This is a genomic window from Frankia sp. CoWAU3, assembly GCF_977971855.1.
In genome coordinates, this window is the sequence record NZ_CDWWXB010000055.1 from 1 (window position 1) to 16,370 (window position 16,370).

The 16,370-nt window shown below is 72.5% G+C and carries 10 protein-coding genes; 3 read left to right on the forward strand and 7 right to left on the reverse strand.

Annotation, left to right across the window (positions count from 1 at the left end; all coding sequences use genetic code 11):
* On the forward strand, positions 1 to 2,451 hold a 2,451-nt coding region (locus AC08ON_RS07585), incomplete at its 5' end, for a transglycosylase domain-containing protein (protein ID WP_476607033.1).
* A 19-nt stretch (positions 2,452 to 2,470) separates the two neighbouring features.
* Here the strand turns inward: AC08ON_RS07585 and AC08ON_RS07590 are convergent.
* The 4 genes from AC08ON_RS07590 to AC08ON_RS07605 all read right to left on the reverse strand — a co-directional run bounded on the left by AC08ON_RS07590 (position 2,471) and on the right by AC08ON_RS07605 (position 5,771).
* Positions 2,471 to 3,613 (reverse strand): SIS domain-containing protein, encoded by a 1,143-nt coding sequence (locus AC08ON_RS07590; protein WP_476607034.1) that lies wholly within the window; start codon positions 3,611 to 3,613, stop codon positions 2,471 to 2,473.
* 15 nt (positions 3,614 to 3,628) lie between these two features.
* The gene (locus tag AC08ON_RS07595) at positions 3,629 to 3,826 is read right to left on the reverse strand and encodes a Trm112 family protein (RefSeq protein ID WP_011435205.1); all 198 of its coding nucleotides are present in this window, start codon (positions 3,824 to 3,826) and stop codon (positions 3,629 to 3,631) included.
* Positions 3,826 to 5,184, reverse strand: a complete 1,359-nt coding sequence (locus AC08ON_RS07600) for a phosphomannomutase/phosphoglucomutase (protein WP_476607035.1) — start codon at positions 5,182 to 5,184, stop codon at positions 3,826 to 3,828. Before AC08ON_RS07600 ends, AC08ON_RS07595 begins: the two co-directional genes overlap by 1 nt.
* A 221-nt stretch (positions 5,185 to 5,405) precedes the next feature.
* Positions 5,406 to 5,771, reverse strand: a complete 366-nt coding sequence (locus AC08ON_RS07605) for a DUF3499 domain-containing protein (protein WP_035908204.1) — start codon at positions 5,769 to 5,771, stop codon at positions 5,406 to 5,408.
* Between the two features lie 200 nt (positions 5,772 to 5,971).
* On the opposite strand from AC08ON_RS07605, the gene AC08ON_RS07610 reads away from it, so the two are divergent.
* The gene (locus AC08ON_RS07610) at positions 5,972 to 6,565 is read left to right on the forward strand and encodes a metallopeptidase family protein (RefSeq protein ID WP_476616690.1); all 594 of its coding nucleotides are present in this window, start codon (positions 5,972 to 5,974) and stop codon (positions 6,563 to 6,565) included.
* 70 nt (positions 6,566 to 6,635) lie between these two features.
* Positions 6,636 to 7,943, forward strand: a complete 1,308-nt coding sequence (gene manA, locus AC08ON_RS07615) for a mannose-6-phosphate isomerase, class I (protein WP_476607037.1) — start codon at positions 6,636 to 6,638, stop codon at positions 7,941 to 7,943.
* Positions 7,944 to 8,082: 139 nt separating this feature from the next.
* On the opposite strand, the gene AC08ON_RS07620 is transcribed toward manA, so the two are convergent.
* The 3 genes from AC08ON_RS07620 to AC08ON_RS07630 all read right to left on the reverse strand — a co-directional run.
* The gene (locus AC08ON_RS07620; RefSeq protein WP_476616691.1) at positions 8,083 to 13,269 is read right to left on the reverse strand and encodes a DUF5719 family protein; all 5,187 of its coding nucleotides are present in this window, start codon (positions 13,267 to 13,269) and stop codon (positions 8,083 to 8,085) included.
* A 27-nt stretch (positions 13,270 to 13,296) separates the two neighbouring features.
* Positions 13,297 to 13,899 carry a WhiB family transcriptional regulator gene (locus AC08ON_RS07625; protein WP_476607039.1) on the reverse strand — a complete coding sequence of 201 codons (603 nt, stop codon included), beginning with the start codon at positions 13,897 to 13,899 and terminating at the stop codon, positions 13,297 to 13,299.
* Positions 13,900 to 14,347: 448 nt separating this feature from the next.
* Positions 14,348 to 16,370: bifunctional FO biosynthesis protein CofGH (locus AC08ON_RS07630; protein ID WP_476616692.1), on the reverse strand; the 2,023-nt coding region annotated here is incomplete at its 5' end.

A 16,370-nucleotide genomic window follows, 5' to 3' on the forward strand; every position in this document is an offset into this window, starting at 1 on the left:
GCCCCGCCCCGATCCGCCGCATCGCCCCGATCCGCCAGGCCGTCCCGATCCGCCAGGCCGGGCAACGTGACGAGCGGCGTCACCTATGCGGACGACGGCGCTTCCGCGCGTCGCTCCCCCGGCGGCACGGGCGACGGTCCGGCCGCAGCCGGCGTGGCCGGGGCCAGCGCGGCCGGGGCCGGGGCCGGTGGAGCGGGTAGGCCGCTCACCCCCCGTCCGCCCGTGAACCGGCGTCGGGTCCTGAAGAAGATGGGGCTGACGGCGATCGTTCTGGGGCTGGTCGTCTCGTTGTTGTCCCTGCCGTTCGTCGGTGCGGTCGGCCTGTTCGCCAAGGAAAGCGCGGACCACTTCCTCGGGCTGCCCGCCGAGCTCGTCACACCTCCGTTGCCGCAGAGTTCGACGATTCTGGCCGCCGACGGATCCGTGATTGCCGCGTTGCGCGGGGCCGAGAACCGCATCGTCGTGCCCGGCAACGAGATCCCGAAGATCATGCGCGAGGCGATCGTCTCGATCGAGGACGCCCGCTTCTACAAGCACGGCGGCGTCGACCCACAGGGCGTCTTCCGCGCCGCGCTGCGCAACAGCGAGGCCGGCGGAGTCGCTCAGGGCGGTTCGACGCTGACTCAGCAGTACGTCAAGAACGTGCTGCTGCAGAACGCCCGCACCACGCGGGAGCGAGAGGTCGTGGCCGGGGACTCCCTGGACCGCAAGATCCAGGAGCTCCGGTACGCCCTGGACATCGAGAAGCGGTTCTCCAAGGACGAAATCCTGGAGCGCTACCTCAACATCGCGTATTTCGGTGACGGCGCGTACGGGATCGGCACCGCCGCCGAGCACTACTTCGGGGTGCCCATCTCCCAGGCCACCTTCGAACAGGCAGCGCTGCTAGCCGGGCTCGTGCAGAGTCCGTCCCGGTACAACCCCGCAGCTCACCCGGAGGCCGCGCTGGCCCGGCGCAACACCGTGCTGGACAAGATGGCCGGCGAGGGGTACGTCTCCACCACCCAGGCGGAGGCGGCGAAGCAGCTGCCGCTGAACGTCGTGAAAGCCCCGCCGCCAGCCGCGGACTCCTGCGAGACGTCGTCGGCGCCGTTCTTCTGCGACTACGTGCGCTCCCAGCTGCGGGCGAGCCCGGCGCTCGGTTCCACCCTGGAGAAACGCAACCGACGCATCTACGAGGGCGGCCTGGTCATCAGGACCACTCTCGACCCACTAGTGCAGCAGGCGGCGCAGGACGCCGTCAACTCGACCATATCGCCGAGCAACCGGGTGTCGGCGACCGAGGTCGTCATCCAGCCCGGTACCGGCAACATCCTCGCCATGGCAGTGAACCGGGTGTACGGCTCGAACACAGCCGCCAACCAGACGGTGGTGCCGCTACCGACCAACGCCACCTTCCAGCCCGGGTCGACGTTCAAGACCTTCGTGCTCGCCGCCGCGCTCGAACAGGGCTACGGCACCTCGACGGCCTTCTACTCCCCGGCCTGCTACGAGAGCAAGAAGTTCCCGTTGGACCGCGGTGAGGACGACTGCCCCAGGGGTTTCTCGAACTCCGATCCCGCCGAGGCCGGCATCTACGACATCCCCAAGGGCACCTGGGACTCAGTGAACACCTTCTACGTGCAGCTCGCGGAGAAGACCGGCATCCCGGCGGTCCTGGAGATGGCCAAACGCCTAGGCGTCACACCGCCGAAGGCGGACAAGATCGGCTCCACCGACGGGGCCACCGCCATCGGTGGCGGCCAGTACATGTACGTTTCCCCGTTGCAGATGGCCGACGCCTACGCGACGATCGCCGGCGGCGGGGTGCGCTGCACGCCCCGCTTCGCCACCGGGGCCGTCGACTCCAGCCACGACCCGATCGACATCGCCCAGCCGCCGCAGTGCGAACAGGTACTCGCCAAGGGTGTCGCCGACACCGTGACCAGCGTGCTCGCCGGCGTCCCGCTCCACGGGACCGGGACCAAGGCGGCCATCGACCGCCCCTCGGCGGGCAAGACCGGCACCACCGACGAGTTCTCTGCCGCCTGGTATGTCGGCTTTACCCCGCAGATCACCGCAGCGGTAGCCGTCGGCGATCCCGTGGGTGCGGAGAGCCACCCGCTGCGGGGCGTCGTCGCCGACGGCCGGACCTGGCCCCGTGTCTTCGGCGGCGACCTGCCCGCGATCATCTGGAGCAAGTCGATGCGGGCCGCCCTGGCCAACCAGCCGGTAGTCCCGTTGCCCGGCGCCGCTCCAACCGTCGCGCGCGGCACCAAGGGCAGCCTGCAGAACACCCCGCCAGCGCCAGCGCCGGCACCCGGTCAGGGCCTCGGCGACCTGTTGCAGAACCTGGGTCAGCAGATCTTCCCTGGCACGGACCAGAGCGGGCAGAACCAGGGACAGCCGCAGCAACCCCAGAACGGCGCCGAACCGGGATCCGGCAGAGGGGATCAGCCTGCCGCCCACTAGCCAGCCTTCCGGCGGTCTGTCAGCGCCTGAGGTCGTGGGCGGCGGGTACCTGCACGGGATCGACCCCGAGCGCCAAGGCGAGATAAACGGCCGTGTAGTCGAACAGGCCGATGAGTGAGGCGAGCCGTTCCAACGGCCCGCCGCCGTCGGCGCGCAGTTCAGTGACGCCGACGCCTCGCTCGGCCGCCACCGCCGCCTCGGCCTGCTGGGCGACATCCGGACGTTCGACGTCGGGATCGCGCAGCAGGACCAGGCGGAGCCGGATCGACTCGTCCTCCTCGGCGCGGTCGCGGAAGAAGTCGTCGAGGTCGTCGCGCGCCGGGTCGCCAGCCGCCGCGAGACCAGCCCCGAAGGCACCGTCGAACAGCGCGACCTGGTGGCGGGCGGGATGCGGCAGCGCCCCGGCGATGGCCGGATACTTCGCGCTCGTCGCGAGCTGGGTGACGGCACGTTCGGCCACCACGTTCGTCACCGGTGAGGTTCCCCAGATGAGCGGCAACGTACCGGCCAGCTCGAGCGCGAGCGTCTTCGCCGGATTGACGAACGACTCGCTGGACGAACGGCAACGGGTCGCGACGTCCTCGAGGCGGACGGCGGCCGCCTCGATCGCCTCGTCCGCCACCCGCGCGATACCCAGGGCCCGGGCGACGATGATCAGTGGCAGCGACAACGACCACAGGACGGCACGAGCGGGCCGCTCCGCCGAGGTCACGACGAGGGGCGCACCGGTCACCCCGGCCAGGTAGGCCAGGGGGGTGTCGGCAGGGGCGACCACGGCCACCCGCGCGCCGCGCCGGTTCGCCTCCTCCACCGCCGAACAGGTCTCCGCGGAGGTACCGGACGCCGACACCGCGAGGACGACGTCGGCCACCCCCACCCAGCCCGGCAGGCCGTAGGTGTGGTGACCGATGACGGGCACCGGGCCGGCCGGCCCGGCGACGGCGGCGAGCACCTCGGCGGCCAGCGCCGCGCCGCCCACACCCACCACGACGACCGCCCGGGGCCGTCCGTCGGCGGCGAGGCGACCGACCCCGGCCTCCTGGGCGAGGGTGGCACCGCGACGGACCTGGCGGGCGGCGGAGGCGATGTGCGGCAGGAGACCGCCGGCGTGACCGGCGTCGATCCGGGCGGTGTCGTCGAGGATCGCCTCGTCGAGATACACGTCGAGGCCGCGGCGTCAGTTCGACGCCGACGCGCCGGAGAACGGGATCGCCTCGTCGAGCAGCATCACCGGGATGTCGTCCCGCACCGGGAACGCCAGGTCGCAGGCGAGGCACACCAGCACGGGGGCGCCGCTCAGCTCGTCGGGCCGCAGCTCACCGTGCTTGCTGCACGGGCAGACAAGGATCTCCAACAGCAGCGGGTCGAGACTCATCAGGCTTCCCTTCCGCTCCGGATCCGGGCGAGGATCTCGTCGCGCAGCCGGTGCATCGTGGCGTCGTCGGGCCCCTCCACATTGAGCCGCAACAGCGGCTCGGTGTTGGACGGGCGGAGGTTGAACCAGGATCCGTCCGAGAAGGAGATCGTCAACCCGTCCAGGTGGTCCGCGTCGGCAGCGTCCGGCGCGTACGCCTTCTCGATCACGTTCATCGCCGCCGCGGCGTCCGCGATCTCGGAATTGATCTCACCGGACGCGCTGTAACGGGCGTACCCCCCGAGCAGCTCGGACAGCGGCCGGTCCTGGCTGCCCAACGCGGCAAGCACATGGAGCGCGGCGAGCATGCCGGAGTCCGCTCGCCAGAAGTCGCGGAAGTAGAAGTGACCGGAATGCTCGCCACCGAAAACCGCGCCGGTACGGGCCATCTCGGCCTTGATGAACGAGTGGCCCACGCGGGTCCGGACCGGGACCCCCCCGCGCTCGGTGACCAGCTCGGGGACCGCCCGGCTGACGATGACGTTGTGGATGATCGTGCCCCCCGGCTCCCGGGCCAGCTCGCGATCGGCCACCAAGGCGGTGATGGTCGACGGAGGGACAATCTCCCCCCGCTCGTCGACGACGAAGCAGCGGTCGGCGTCGCCGTCGAAGGCCAGGCCGATGTCGGCTCCGGAGCTGCGGACGGCGGCCTGCAGGTCCCGCAGGTTCGCCGGCTCGATCGGGTTCGCCTCGTGGTTCGGGAAGGAGCCGTCCAGCTCGAAGTAGAGCGGGATCACTGTCAGCGGCAGCCCGGTGAAGGTGGCCGGGACGGTCAGCCCGCCCATGCCGTTGCCCGCGTCCACGGCGACCGTCAGCGGCCGGATCTGCGCCAAGTCGACCAAGGTGCGCAGATGACGCACGTAGGAGTCCAGCAGGTCCCGCCGAGCCACGGTGCCGCGACGACCGGGACCGGCGGGAATACCCGCCTCGATCATCGCGCGGATGTCGGCGAGCCCGGTCTCCTGGCCGATGGGTGCCGCGCCGGCCCGGCAGAGCTTCATGCCGTTGTACTTCGCCGGGTTGTGCGACGCGGTGAACATCGCACCCGGAATGTTCAGCGAACCGGCGGCGAAGTAGAGCAGATCGGTGGATCCCAGCCCGGCGGCGATCACGTCCGCGCCCTGGCTGGCCGCCCCTTCCGCGAAGGCCTCGGCGAGCGGGACCGACGACTCCCGCATGTCGTGCGCGGTCACGATCCGCGGGGCGCCGAGCAGCCGCACGAAGGCAGCTCCGGTGGCTCGGGCGACGTCGGCGTCGAACTCCGCCGGCACCACGCCACGCACGTCGTACGCCTTGAAGATCCGCGAGAGGTCACGCATCCCTTCCAACCCCTTCTCCCTGGTGTCCCCCGGCACCGGGTGAATGGTGCCCCCCGGCCGCGCGGCCACTACTGCGACCGGCTCGGTTGACCTTATCCGCCGGGTCCGACACCGCTGGAACCGCGTCCGGGCGAACTCGCGCCGAACCACCGGTACCAGGACAAACGGAAGATCGGGACGATCACCTGACCGGGACGGCCAAGAGGTGGGAGCGCTCCGGATCAGGACGGACTGGGAACGGCCCGCAGGTGACCCCGCCGGCCACCCGGGGGTGGGGCCTGCGGACCCTGCGGGGGCTCCGGCCCTCCCCGCCGGGACGCCTCACGCACGGCGTCCGCGAGGGCCTCCAGATCGTCCCCGGCCACCTCACGACCCCCCTCACGGGGCGCCTCGGCCTCAAGCCGGACCACAGCCCAGCCAAGCGGCACGGTGAGCCGATCCGCGTGGGTGCCGCACAGATCGTAGGAGTGTGGTTCGACGTACGGGGAGAGCGGACCCAACACCGCCGTGGATTCCGCGTAGGCGTACGTGAGCGTGGCGACCGCGGCTGCGGAACAGGCCGAGCGGGAGCAGCGCCGAGGCTTCACGTTCCGGACGGTAGCCCCCGGAACGGACGACGGCCACCACCTCGGGTCGTGTCGCGTGGCGCGACGACTAATCGTCACGCGGCGTCGACCATGCCATCGCGGCCCGCATACAATATCCCTCGTTCAGCACGTATCCAGAGCGATTTTGAGATCATGGACCGTCCTCGAGCTGGTAGCGATGGGGGATGGAGCGCAGGGATGTGACCGGAACCGTCGTTGCCGCGCCCACGGATCGGCGCACCACTCCGAGCGATGCCGGAAGCGGCGCGGAGTTCACCGCGATCGACGGACGACCGTCCATCCTTGAACGCTACGCTGACAGGGTGACCGAGCCCGAGCGGTTCCCGGCAGTCGCCCGGCCAATTCCGCCACGGCGCCGGCGCGACCGGCGCGGCCGTGGCATCCGGGGCACTCTCCTTCCGCCGGACGTGCCCGCCTACGCCACCCGCGGCGACCGCTTCGACGATCTCGTCCTGGACGCCGTCGAGCATCTCGACCACCGGTGGTCCGCTGAGCTCGCGGACGTCGAGTTCGCCGTCGAGGACGTACCGCCGGTGGCGGTGACCGATGATGAGATCCCGCTCGCCCATTACCAGCCGGCCAGCGGCAAGGGTCGGTCGGGAACCCCGCGACGCATCGTCGTCTACCGCCGCCCGATCGAGGCGCGGGCCGTCGACAGCGAGGACCTGGCCGAGCTCGTCCTCGATGCGATCATCCACGAGATGGCTGAGATGATGGGGGTTGACCCCGCCGTGATCGACCCGGAGGGCCACGGCTGGGGCGACGAGGAATAGCGAGTAACAGCGAGGAACAGCCGAGCCGCGGTGGCTGGCCGGCCGCAGGACACCCACCACGAGGGAGACCGTGACCACCAGGAACGAGCCCGCTCGGGCGACGGCATCCGGCGCCCGGGTCCTGCCACTGCACGGTCAGGCGCAGTCGTACGCCTGGGGGTCCCCGAGCGCGATTCCGAACCTGCTCGGGGCGGCCGCGACCGGTGAGCCGGTCGCGGAGTTGTGGCTCGGCACCCATCCGGTGGCGACGGCCCTCGCCGAGGACGACGGCATCCGCCGTCCGGCCACCGACCTCGTCGGTCCGCTGCCGTTCCTGCTCAAGGTGCTGGCCGCCGAGAAGGCGCTGTCGCTGCAGGTGCACCCGGACCTGGCGCAGGCCCGGGCCGGGTTCGACGCGGACGACGCGGCCGGTCTCGGCTTGGGCGATCCACGTCGACGTTACCGTGACCGGAATCACAAGCCCGAACTGATCGTCGCGCTGTCCCCGTTTCGGGCTCTCGCCGGCGTGCGTGATCCCGGCCGGACCCTCGCCATCGTCGCCCGGCTGGGCTCACCGGCCCTCACCGCCGCCTTCCGGCCACTGGCCGACGATCCCTCGGGCGGCGCCGCACAGGTGCTCCGCTCCCTGCTGACCATGCCGCGCGAACCCGCCCGCGACCTCGTCCGCGGCCTCGTAGCGACGGCCCGCCGGCTCGCCGCCGGCCCGTACGGCGCGGCAGCGCCGGGGCCGCCCAACGCCGAAACGGACGGCACGGCGACGGACGGGGCCGCGGTGGACGGCGCCGAAGCCGATGACGCCGAAGCCGATGACGCCGCGCGGGCGGCCGATCTGATCGGTCTGCTCGCGGCCGCGCACCCGGGCGACGTCGGGATCGCGGCCGCCCTGTTGCTGAACGACGTCACCCTGCGCCCCGGGGAGGGGCTCTTCCAGCCCGCGCGGCTGCTCCACGCCTACGTCTCCGGCCTGGGTATCGAGATCATGGCGGCCTCGGACAACGTGCTGCGCGGCGGGCTCACCCCCAAGCACATCGATGTCGACGAGCTCCTACGCATCCTCGATCCCACTCCGAGCGCGGCACCGATCCTCATGCCCCGTACCCTCGCGGCCTCCTCCGGTGGTCTGCTCCGCAGCTGGGACGTCCCCGTCGGGGACTTCGCCCTCACCGAGGCGATCTGCACCGGGGGTGCCCTGGACGTGGGACGGCCCATGGTGCTGCTGGCCATCGAGGGTGCGGTCCGGGTGACCGGCACCGCCGACGACGGGACGACCGTCGCCCCGGTGGAGTTGCGCGGGGGCCGGTCCGCCCTGCTGGCCGGATCCGCCGCGTTGACCCTCACCGGCACCGGTCGGGTCTTTCTCGCCGCTTCCGGCCGCTGACGGGCGACGCCACCGACAGGGCGGGGTGCTGACGGCCCGGAAGACCGGAAGCGTCACGAACCTCCCGCACGTCCTGGGAGGACGCCGACCGGTGCCCGGCCCGCCACGAGGCGAAGGTCGAGGGTCGGCGGACACGGGCCTAGCCGCGCTGATACAGGACGGTGGGATCCTCGATGGAGACCGGAGCGTCGAGGAGCCTCGGCGCCCCCCACAACGAAACGACGGTGGAGATGCTCCGCGGCATCACGGGCCTGGGCATCCCGAAGGTCAACGACGCGGCGGTCGACGACGCGGAGCCGGTGGAGCCGGAGGAGCCGGAGGGGGTAGGCCCGCGGGGCGGATCCCCGGATACCCGGCCCTCCCCCGGCGTACCGGGGGGAGGGCCGATCACGGCGGTGGCCTCCAGCGGGCCGCCGACCGCGACAAGCCGTCCACCGGCCCGTCCGATCGGCATGCGGGCGGTCGCGACGGTGCCTGGCCGTACCCGTACCAGCTCGCCGTCGATCCACGCCGTGACCGCTCCCGCCGGAGCGGCGAGCACGACGACGCCGGTCGCGCCGGGCGGTACCGGTGGGAGGGAGACGACCGCGTCCGGCGCGGATCCCGCCCCGGCGGCCAGCCCCGGCGGCCCGGAGAGGCCGACCGCCTGGCCGTACGCGTCGAGCCCGCGTGGGTCGAGCGGAGGATCAAGGCTGGTGGCGCCGACCCAGGTGGATCCGCCGTCCGAGCCGGTCGACCGCTCTCCCGCCCGGCCCGACGGTGCGGCCAGTCCGGCGAGCACCGGTGCGTCATCGGCCGATTCGACCAGGACCGCCGAGGCGGCGCCCGCCGGCAGCGGCACGGGCGTGGTGATCGCACCCGTGGCGGGCACGACGACGGCCTCCAGACCGATCGGCGTGTGCCGACCCGTACCCGTGAGGACCGTGATGCGCACCGTGGCCTCCCGCAACGGTGCGGCGAGCACCAGGTGCGCCGTCGAGGACGCGGACCCCGCCGGGACGACGACCCCGCCAAGCAGGAGACGCCGGGCCGGGGCGGAGGTGCTCGGGACAAGGCTCACCGGATCCGCGCGCCCCGCCCGGTCCGTCCCCGGCACCGAGTCCGTACGCCCCGCGCTGGGCCGGTCCGCGACCCAGGTGAGAACCCGGCCGGAGCGCACCTGGACGTCGAGCGCGGTCGCGGTGGCCTCCGGTGCGAGGGAGGCGAGTCGCCGGATCACCGCGTGGTCCGGGGGCACGGTGATGTCCTGCGGCGACGTCGCCGGTCCGTCGGAAAGCACCCGCACGTTGATCCGGGCCGGTTCATCTGCCAGATTCGACCAGATCACCACCGGATCCCGACCGGCCACGGTCGATGGTCCGGTGAACCAGACCCGGGCCCGGGACGGCTCGCAACGCGCCTGAATCGGCCCGACGCCGTCCATTGACCCGACGCCGTCTTTGTCCCGGGCCGTCACGGTGGCCGACAGTCCCCCGGCGGACGCACCCTGGGCGGTCACCAGGATCGATCCACGGCCGCCCGCCACGCCGGTGACGGCGCTGCTCTCCGAGGGCCGCGGAAGATCCAGGTGACGTCGACCACGGGCGTCCATCCGTAGTCCAAGCCCCTTGGTTGGCACCTCGGGCCCCACCGTGGGCACCCGCACCCGGCCCGTTGGTCCACCGCCGGCGGCCACGTCCAGGCCGAGCGAACGGGCCCGCCCGCCCGGCCCGTCCGGATCGGGTGCCACCAGCGTCAGGTCCGGGCAGGCCAGCATGGCGCCTGACAGCGGCCAGATCCGTCCCTTCCCGGCACCGGTGCTGGTGCCGCTGGTGCCGGTGCCGGTGCTGGTGCCGGTGCCGGTGCCGGCGAGGAACGCCCCGGTCAGCCCGAGCAGTCCGAGGACCGCCAGCGGCAGCACCGTCCGCGAAACGACCGTCCGCGAAACGACCACGACGTGACACGACGGCCGCTGGTATGACGGCCGCTGGTATGACGGCCGCTGGTATGACGGCCGCTGGTATGACGGCCGCTGGTATGACGGCCGTTCGACCTTCCCGACCCGCCCCGGCTGCGTCGCAGCCGGGGGAGCCATCCGCCGCGACCGCATGACCGGGATTCCCAGCAGGACCGGGATTCCCAGCAGGACGAGCGCGGCGAGTGCCGCAGCCTGGCCCACCACTGCCCGGTGGGGTGAAGTCCGGTCGTGGTCGATGCGGAGCCGACCGCCGTCGGGCGGCAGTTGGAATCCGGCTGCCCAGCCCCACGCCCGGAACGGAGCCAGCGGCCGGCCTTCCAGCCACGCGTGCCATCCGGCATCCGCCGGTACGGCGAGCACCAGGCAGCGTGCCGGGCCGGACCGGGCGGCGAGGGCGGGCAACCGCTCGCCGGAGGCCAACCGACGTACCGAGGAGGGCGCTGGCGGCAGCGGCGCCGAGAGGAGGGGAAGAACACCCGGCGCCGTACCGATCGGGCGGGTTGTCGGCCTCGTCGCCGCGGGAGCGGAGTGCCGCGCCACCGGCTCACGGCGATCGGCCCGATCGGACTCCATCACCCAGGCCAGGGGTCCGCCCGCCCACCCGGACGCGTCCGGTCGCGGCGCACCGGTCCCACCGGGCTCTCCCAAGGCCGTCGCACCACGGGCCGCAACGGCGGGGCGCCAGAGGATCGCCCCCGGGCGGGGACGATCCCGGATCAAGGACGGCGTCGCGTCCAGTCGGGCGACGAGCTGAGAGGCCGAGTCGACCGTAGGTACAGCAACCGATGTCACGCCCAGAAGCGGGAGCCAGCCGGCTGCCCGGCCACCGCTGGTGGCGAGGTCCGCGACCATGTCGGCAAGGAACCGGCCGGACCGCCGCGGGGTGCGGGCGCCGGCCTCGGGAAACGTCGGCCCGGACGCGGAGGCCAGGGTGTACCGGATCGTTCTGGCCGAGGCCGGTTGGTGCAGGACGAGGACGCGGGCACCCGGCCCGGCGGCGCGGGTCACGGCCGCGACCGCGTGGGCGAGGGCGGACCCCTCGACGCCGGCCGGGTTCGCCCCTGTGGTGTCGTCGGGCCGGGCCACGTCCACGGCCAGGAACCGGGCGGCAAGGATCAGCGGCCCGACGAGGAGGAACAGCGTCACGGGAAGGACCACCAGCACGGCCGTGCGCCGCCGGCGGCCCCGCTCCCGGCCCGCGAGGCGGCCGAACAACCACCAGGCCAGACATCCACCGACGAAGCCGGCCACATCGGCCCTGGGTCCGCTGTCCGCACCGGCCAGCAGGGCCAGGGAGTACTGGGGCAACCGGGCCAGGGTGATCGCCGATTCGGTGAGGACGGCGACGGGATCCACCCGCAGGTCCGGAAGCACCGGGATGATCGTCGCGAGCAGAGCGACGATCATCCCGGGCAGCCTGGACCACGCGGTCAGGAACGCGACGACGACCAGGCCCGCCCAGGCGATGGCCAGCGTCGACGGGGCGCAGGCGATGAACCCAACCAGACAGATCGCGAGCGTCCACACCTGCCGGCCCGGCGCCCCACCGACGCCAAAGCCGGAGCCGTCCCGCCGGTCCCGCAGGACCGCGTCGGCGGCGGCGGCGGCGGCGAGCACCAGGGGAAGGCCGATCACCGCGCCCACGGTGTCGGTGCGGCAGGCGAGGACCGACCCGGTCATCACCGGGTTCAACCCGTAGCCGGCGGCGAGCCCGAACCGGGCGACCGGATGTGGTCCCAGCCGGGCGAGGGCCCGGTAGGCACTCAGGCCCGCGAGCGCCGGGCCTGCCGCCAGCAGGATCCAAGCAGCCGGCGCCGGCCTCCCCCCCAGCAGAGTGGCTGCCGCGGCGAGCAGCGCGGTGAAAGGGGGTGCCGGCCCAGGACCACTCAGAGGTTCATCGGGCGCCCCCGCCCATCCAGACCACACGGCCGACCACAGGTTCCGGCTGCCGGCCGGGAGCGGCAGGCCCCCGCCGAGCATGTCCGCCGGCATCCCCCGCATGGCCAGGAGCCCGACGGCACCCAGCAGGGCCGCCAGGGTCGTCGGCGGCCAGGCCTGCCGGCGCGGGTGCACATCCGGCCTGGGCCCGGTGACCACCAAGGTGGTGTCGGCGACGTCTTCGGCGGCTCCGGCCCGATCAAGGAGATCATCGGCGCCGGCTCCGCGCCGCCACGGCAGGCGGGCCGGGAACAACGGGCGGACGGCCCGATGCGGCACCGCCCACGTGCGGGCGGCGCGCCGACGCATCCGGCGCAGCTGCCGTGGCCGCCCCAGCACGGTACCGGCGAGCGTGAGCTCGGCGAGCGCCGCCCGGGGTCGGCCGCGCAGGGGCAGGCCGAGGGTGCGCACGACCGTTCCGACGAGCAGGGCGACCACCATCGCCGGAAACAGCACCGTCGCCGTGTTCGCCAGCCGGACCCGTAGAGCCCCCGCACGGTCGGCCGATGCCCTGGGGAAGGCCGGCCCCCCGGAAAAGGCTGAGGCCGAGGTCACGGTCACCGTGGCCGACGGGACGACGACGACCCGTAGGCCGGCACGGGCCACCCGCCAGCCGAGATCGATGTCATGACCACCATCGAGCTCGGGGTCGAGTCCACCCAGCAGTCGCCAGACCACCGCCCGCACGAGCATACCCGAACACGCGACGGCGAGGACGTCACGTACCCCGTCACACTGGACATGATCATCATGGTCCGGGCGAATTCCGGGATGCCGTTGCCCGGCCCGGTCAACGCTCACCCCGGCTTCGACCACCCGGGGTCTCGTCACCGGCCGGGACCGCGCACCTGTCGATCCAGCAGAACCGCCCGCTTCGGCGGGCGGGGCGGATTCCGGAGCGCGGGCGAGCAGTTTGGGGCCGAGGACGGCGGCGCCCCGGTCCAGCCGGGCGTAGGCCAGCAGGGTGTGCAATGCGCCCGGGGCGGGGATCGCGGTGTCGTCGAGGAGCCAGACGAACCCGTGCTCCGGTGGGTTCCCCAGCCGAGCCAGCCCCACGGCTACGGCGGCGCCGAACGGTGTGGCGGACGGCACCTCTACGACAAGGGGCTCGGCGACCGGGTCACCGGCCTGAGCATCCGCGCCGTCGGTGCCCGGGTCGACGGGATGGTCGGCGGACGGGAGGCGACTGTCCCCGTCCAGGGGAGACGCGCGTTGCCGGGGAACGCATCCCCCGCCACCGAGCCGCACCTCGACGACCCGGTCCGGCGGTCTGGTCTGGGCACGCAGGGCGGCCCGGACCTGGGCGGCGACGTCGGGTCCACCACGCCCTCGACCGAGCACGCAGACCGCGACGACCGGCGGCCCCGCATCATCGGCCACGGTCACCGCGGCGACCGTGGCCGCCTGTGACCTGCCCGGATCGCCCGTCATGCGCCGACCGCCGGTCACCGGTCGGGCTCAGACCGCTCGGCGTCGCTGCTTGCGTCTCTCCCGCTCGGACATGCCGCCCCAGATCCCGAACCGCTCGTCGTTCTCCAGCGCGTACTCCAGGCACTCGGCCCGGACCTCACAGCCCGAGCAGATGCGCTTGGCCTCGCGGGTCGAGCCGCCCTTCTCCGGGAAGAACGCCTCGGGATCGGTCTGCGCGCACAGCGCACGTTCCTGCCACTCCATCGCCTCGCCGAGAAGGTCCCCCATCCCCAGATCGATCACCTGGGCGAGGGCGGACCTCCCGGCCGATCCACCAAGATCCTCCAAGTCCTCGGTCTCCGCCTCGTCGGCCTCGTCGACATCGGCCTCGTCGACATCGTCGATGTCCTCGACGGAGTCGTCCTGGATGTCCTCGACGAGGTCGGTGTCCTCGGCGACGGACCGACCGGTCAACTCGGGGAGGACGGGAGCGGCCGTGGCCGGCACCCGCGCCCGCGGGACCGTTTCGGATGTGGCCCGGGTGTGCCGTTCGGTGAGCACCCGCTCAGGGTGATCAGCGAACGGGTCATGCTCAGCGGGACGCTCGACGTCCGCGAGGACAGTGTGGACGCCCGCGTCGGCGTGCTCCATGTGGACTCCTCCAGACCCGTCGCGGTGCGGTCGGCCACCCCTGGGCGCCGGCGCGCAGGTGACTAGTTTCCGCACCGGTCAGGCGACGCACTACCGCACGAACCCCGCCAGCGGGGGGAATGACACGCCGGTAATTACACGCTCCAGACTCGATCGCGTCAACCCCACCGTCGCAACATCTTCTACAACCAGCGATGAGACCATAGCTCACAGTCACTACAGCCTGTCGCCGAGGGTCCACGCAACCTTCCTTTCCGTCACTCTGCGCGATCAGATGGGTCGCGGCAACGGCATTATCCCGCCTAGATCTAAAGGGCATAAACCCCTAAAAGGGCAGGTCTGAGCTCGGGCAACCGCCGCAGGCGCATACCGATCAGCCGCCAGACCCGGCAACCCCAGCCTATTCGACTACGGAGAGTAGTTTTTAGTGATCAGAACTTGGCGGGTGTCAGGACACCACCGGCAGCATGGCCCGGACGGTGCGGCCCCGGGCAGCGCGAAAGCGCTCGTCAGGGATCCGGCCATACGTGGTGGTGCGTTGCCGAGCGGGACGACCCGCCCCCGCGGCCACCTCCTCAAGTTCGGCCACGGAGCGCCGCGAGCCGTGCTGCGAGCCGGCCATCCGACTGATCGTCTCCTCCATCAGCGTGCCGCCGATGTCGTTCGCCCCACCGGTGAGCACGGCCCGACAGCCCTCCACCCCGAGCTTGACCCAGGAGCACTGGATGTTGTCGATCGAACCGTGCAGCAGAATGCGCGCCATTGCGTGCACAGCCCGGTTCTCCTGACGGGTGGGGCCGGGACGGGCGACACCGGCCAGGTAGATCGGCGAGCTGTGATGGACGAAGGGGAGGGCCACGAACTCGGTGAAGCCGCCGGTGGAGTCCTGGATGCGCCGTAGCAGGCGCAGATGGGCCACCCAGTGTGCGGGGGTGTCCACGTGCCCGTACATCATCGTGGCCGAGGAGCGCAGGCCGACCCGGTGCGCGGTGGTCACCACCTCGACCCAGCTCGCCGCGGGCAGCTTGCCCTTCGTCAGCACCCAACGGACATCGTCGTCGAGGATCTCCGCCGCGGTGCCGGGGATCGTGTCGACGCCGGCCTCACGGGCCGCGGTGAGCCAGTCGCCGATCGACAGGCCGGTGCGGGTGACGCCGTTGAGAACCTCCATCGGCGAGTAGGCGTGCAGATGCAACCCCGGCGCCTGCCGCTTGATCTCACGGGCAAGATCGAAGTACGCGGCGCCCGGTAGATCGGGATGGATCCCGCCCTGGACGCAGACCTCGGTCGCGCCGACCGCCCAGGCCTGCGCTGCCCGGCTGCCCACCTCGTCCAGGGACAGCGTGTAGGCGTCGGCGTCCCCACGGCGTTGCGCGAACGCGCAGAATCGGCATCCGGTGTAGCAGACATTGGTGAAGTTGATATTGCGGTTGACGACGTAGGTGACGTCCTCGCCCACGACGTCGCGGCGCAATCCGTCCGCGAGCGCGCAGAGCTCCTCCAGGGCGGCGCCGTCCGCGCCGAACAGGGTCAGCGCCTCGGCGTCGGTGATCCCGGCCGGATCGGACCCGGCGTGGCGCAGGGCGGCGAGCGTGTCGGGGTCGATCCGCCGCATGGCACCGGCACCGGCAGCCGCGCCGGCCCGGCTCGCGATGGCCCGGCTGCCCGTGCCGACGACTCCGTCGGCCCCCGTCCCGGCCGCGCTGACCTGTGCCCGAAGCGACTCCCAGTCACCGTAGACCGTGTCGAAGTCCGCCCGTTTCTCGCTGCGGCGCCCGACCGTGTCGACCGCGGCGTGCAGATCGGTGCGGCCGGTATCAGCGAGTCCGCCGTCGGGCTCCTGCCAGGGGCGGCCGGCCGGGAGCACGCCGTCGGCGAGCAGGCCGTCCACGCCGGCCAACGCCCCGACGTGTCCGGCCAGGCGCGGGTCGATCCACGGTTCACCGAGATGGGAGGGGTAGACGGTGAGCCGGGGCCGCAGCGTGAACCCGGCCTGCGCCGTCACGGCCCCCAGGACGTCCAGGTCCGGCCAGGGCCGCTCGGGGTTGACGTGGTCGGGGGTGACCGGGGAGACGCCGCCCCAGTCGTCGATGCCGGCCGAAAGCAGCAGGGCGCACTCCACGGTGTCAACGAGGTTCGGCGGAGCCTGCACCCGCATCGTGGGGCCCAGCACCAGCCGGGTGACCGCAACGGCCGCGGCCAACTCCTCGGCACCGACGTCGGGCGCGGAGCGCATCGCGGTGTCGTCCTTGGCGCGGAAATTCTGGACGATCACCTCCTGGATCGACCCATAGCGGCGGGCCAGACCTCGAAGCTCGAAGATCGTCTCTGCCCGCTCCGTCCGGGTCTCCCCGATGCCGAGCAGCAGGCCGGTCGTGAACGGGATCGACAGCCGCCCGGCGTCGGTGAGGACCCGCAGGCGGACGGCCGGGTCCTTGTCGGGTGATCCGTAGTGCGCCCCGCCCGGCTCC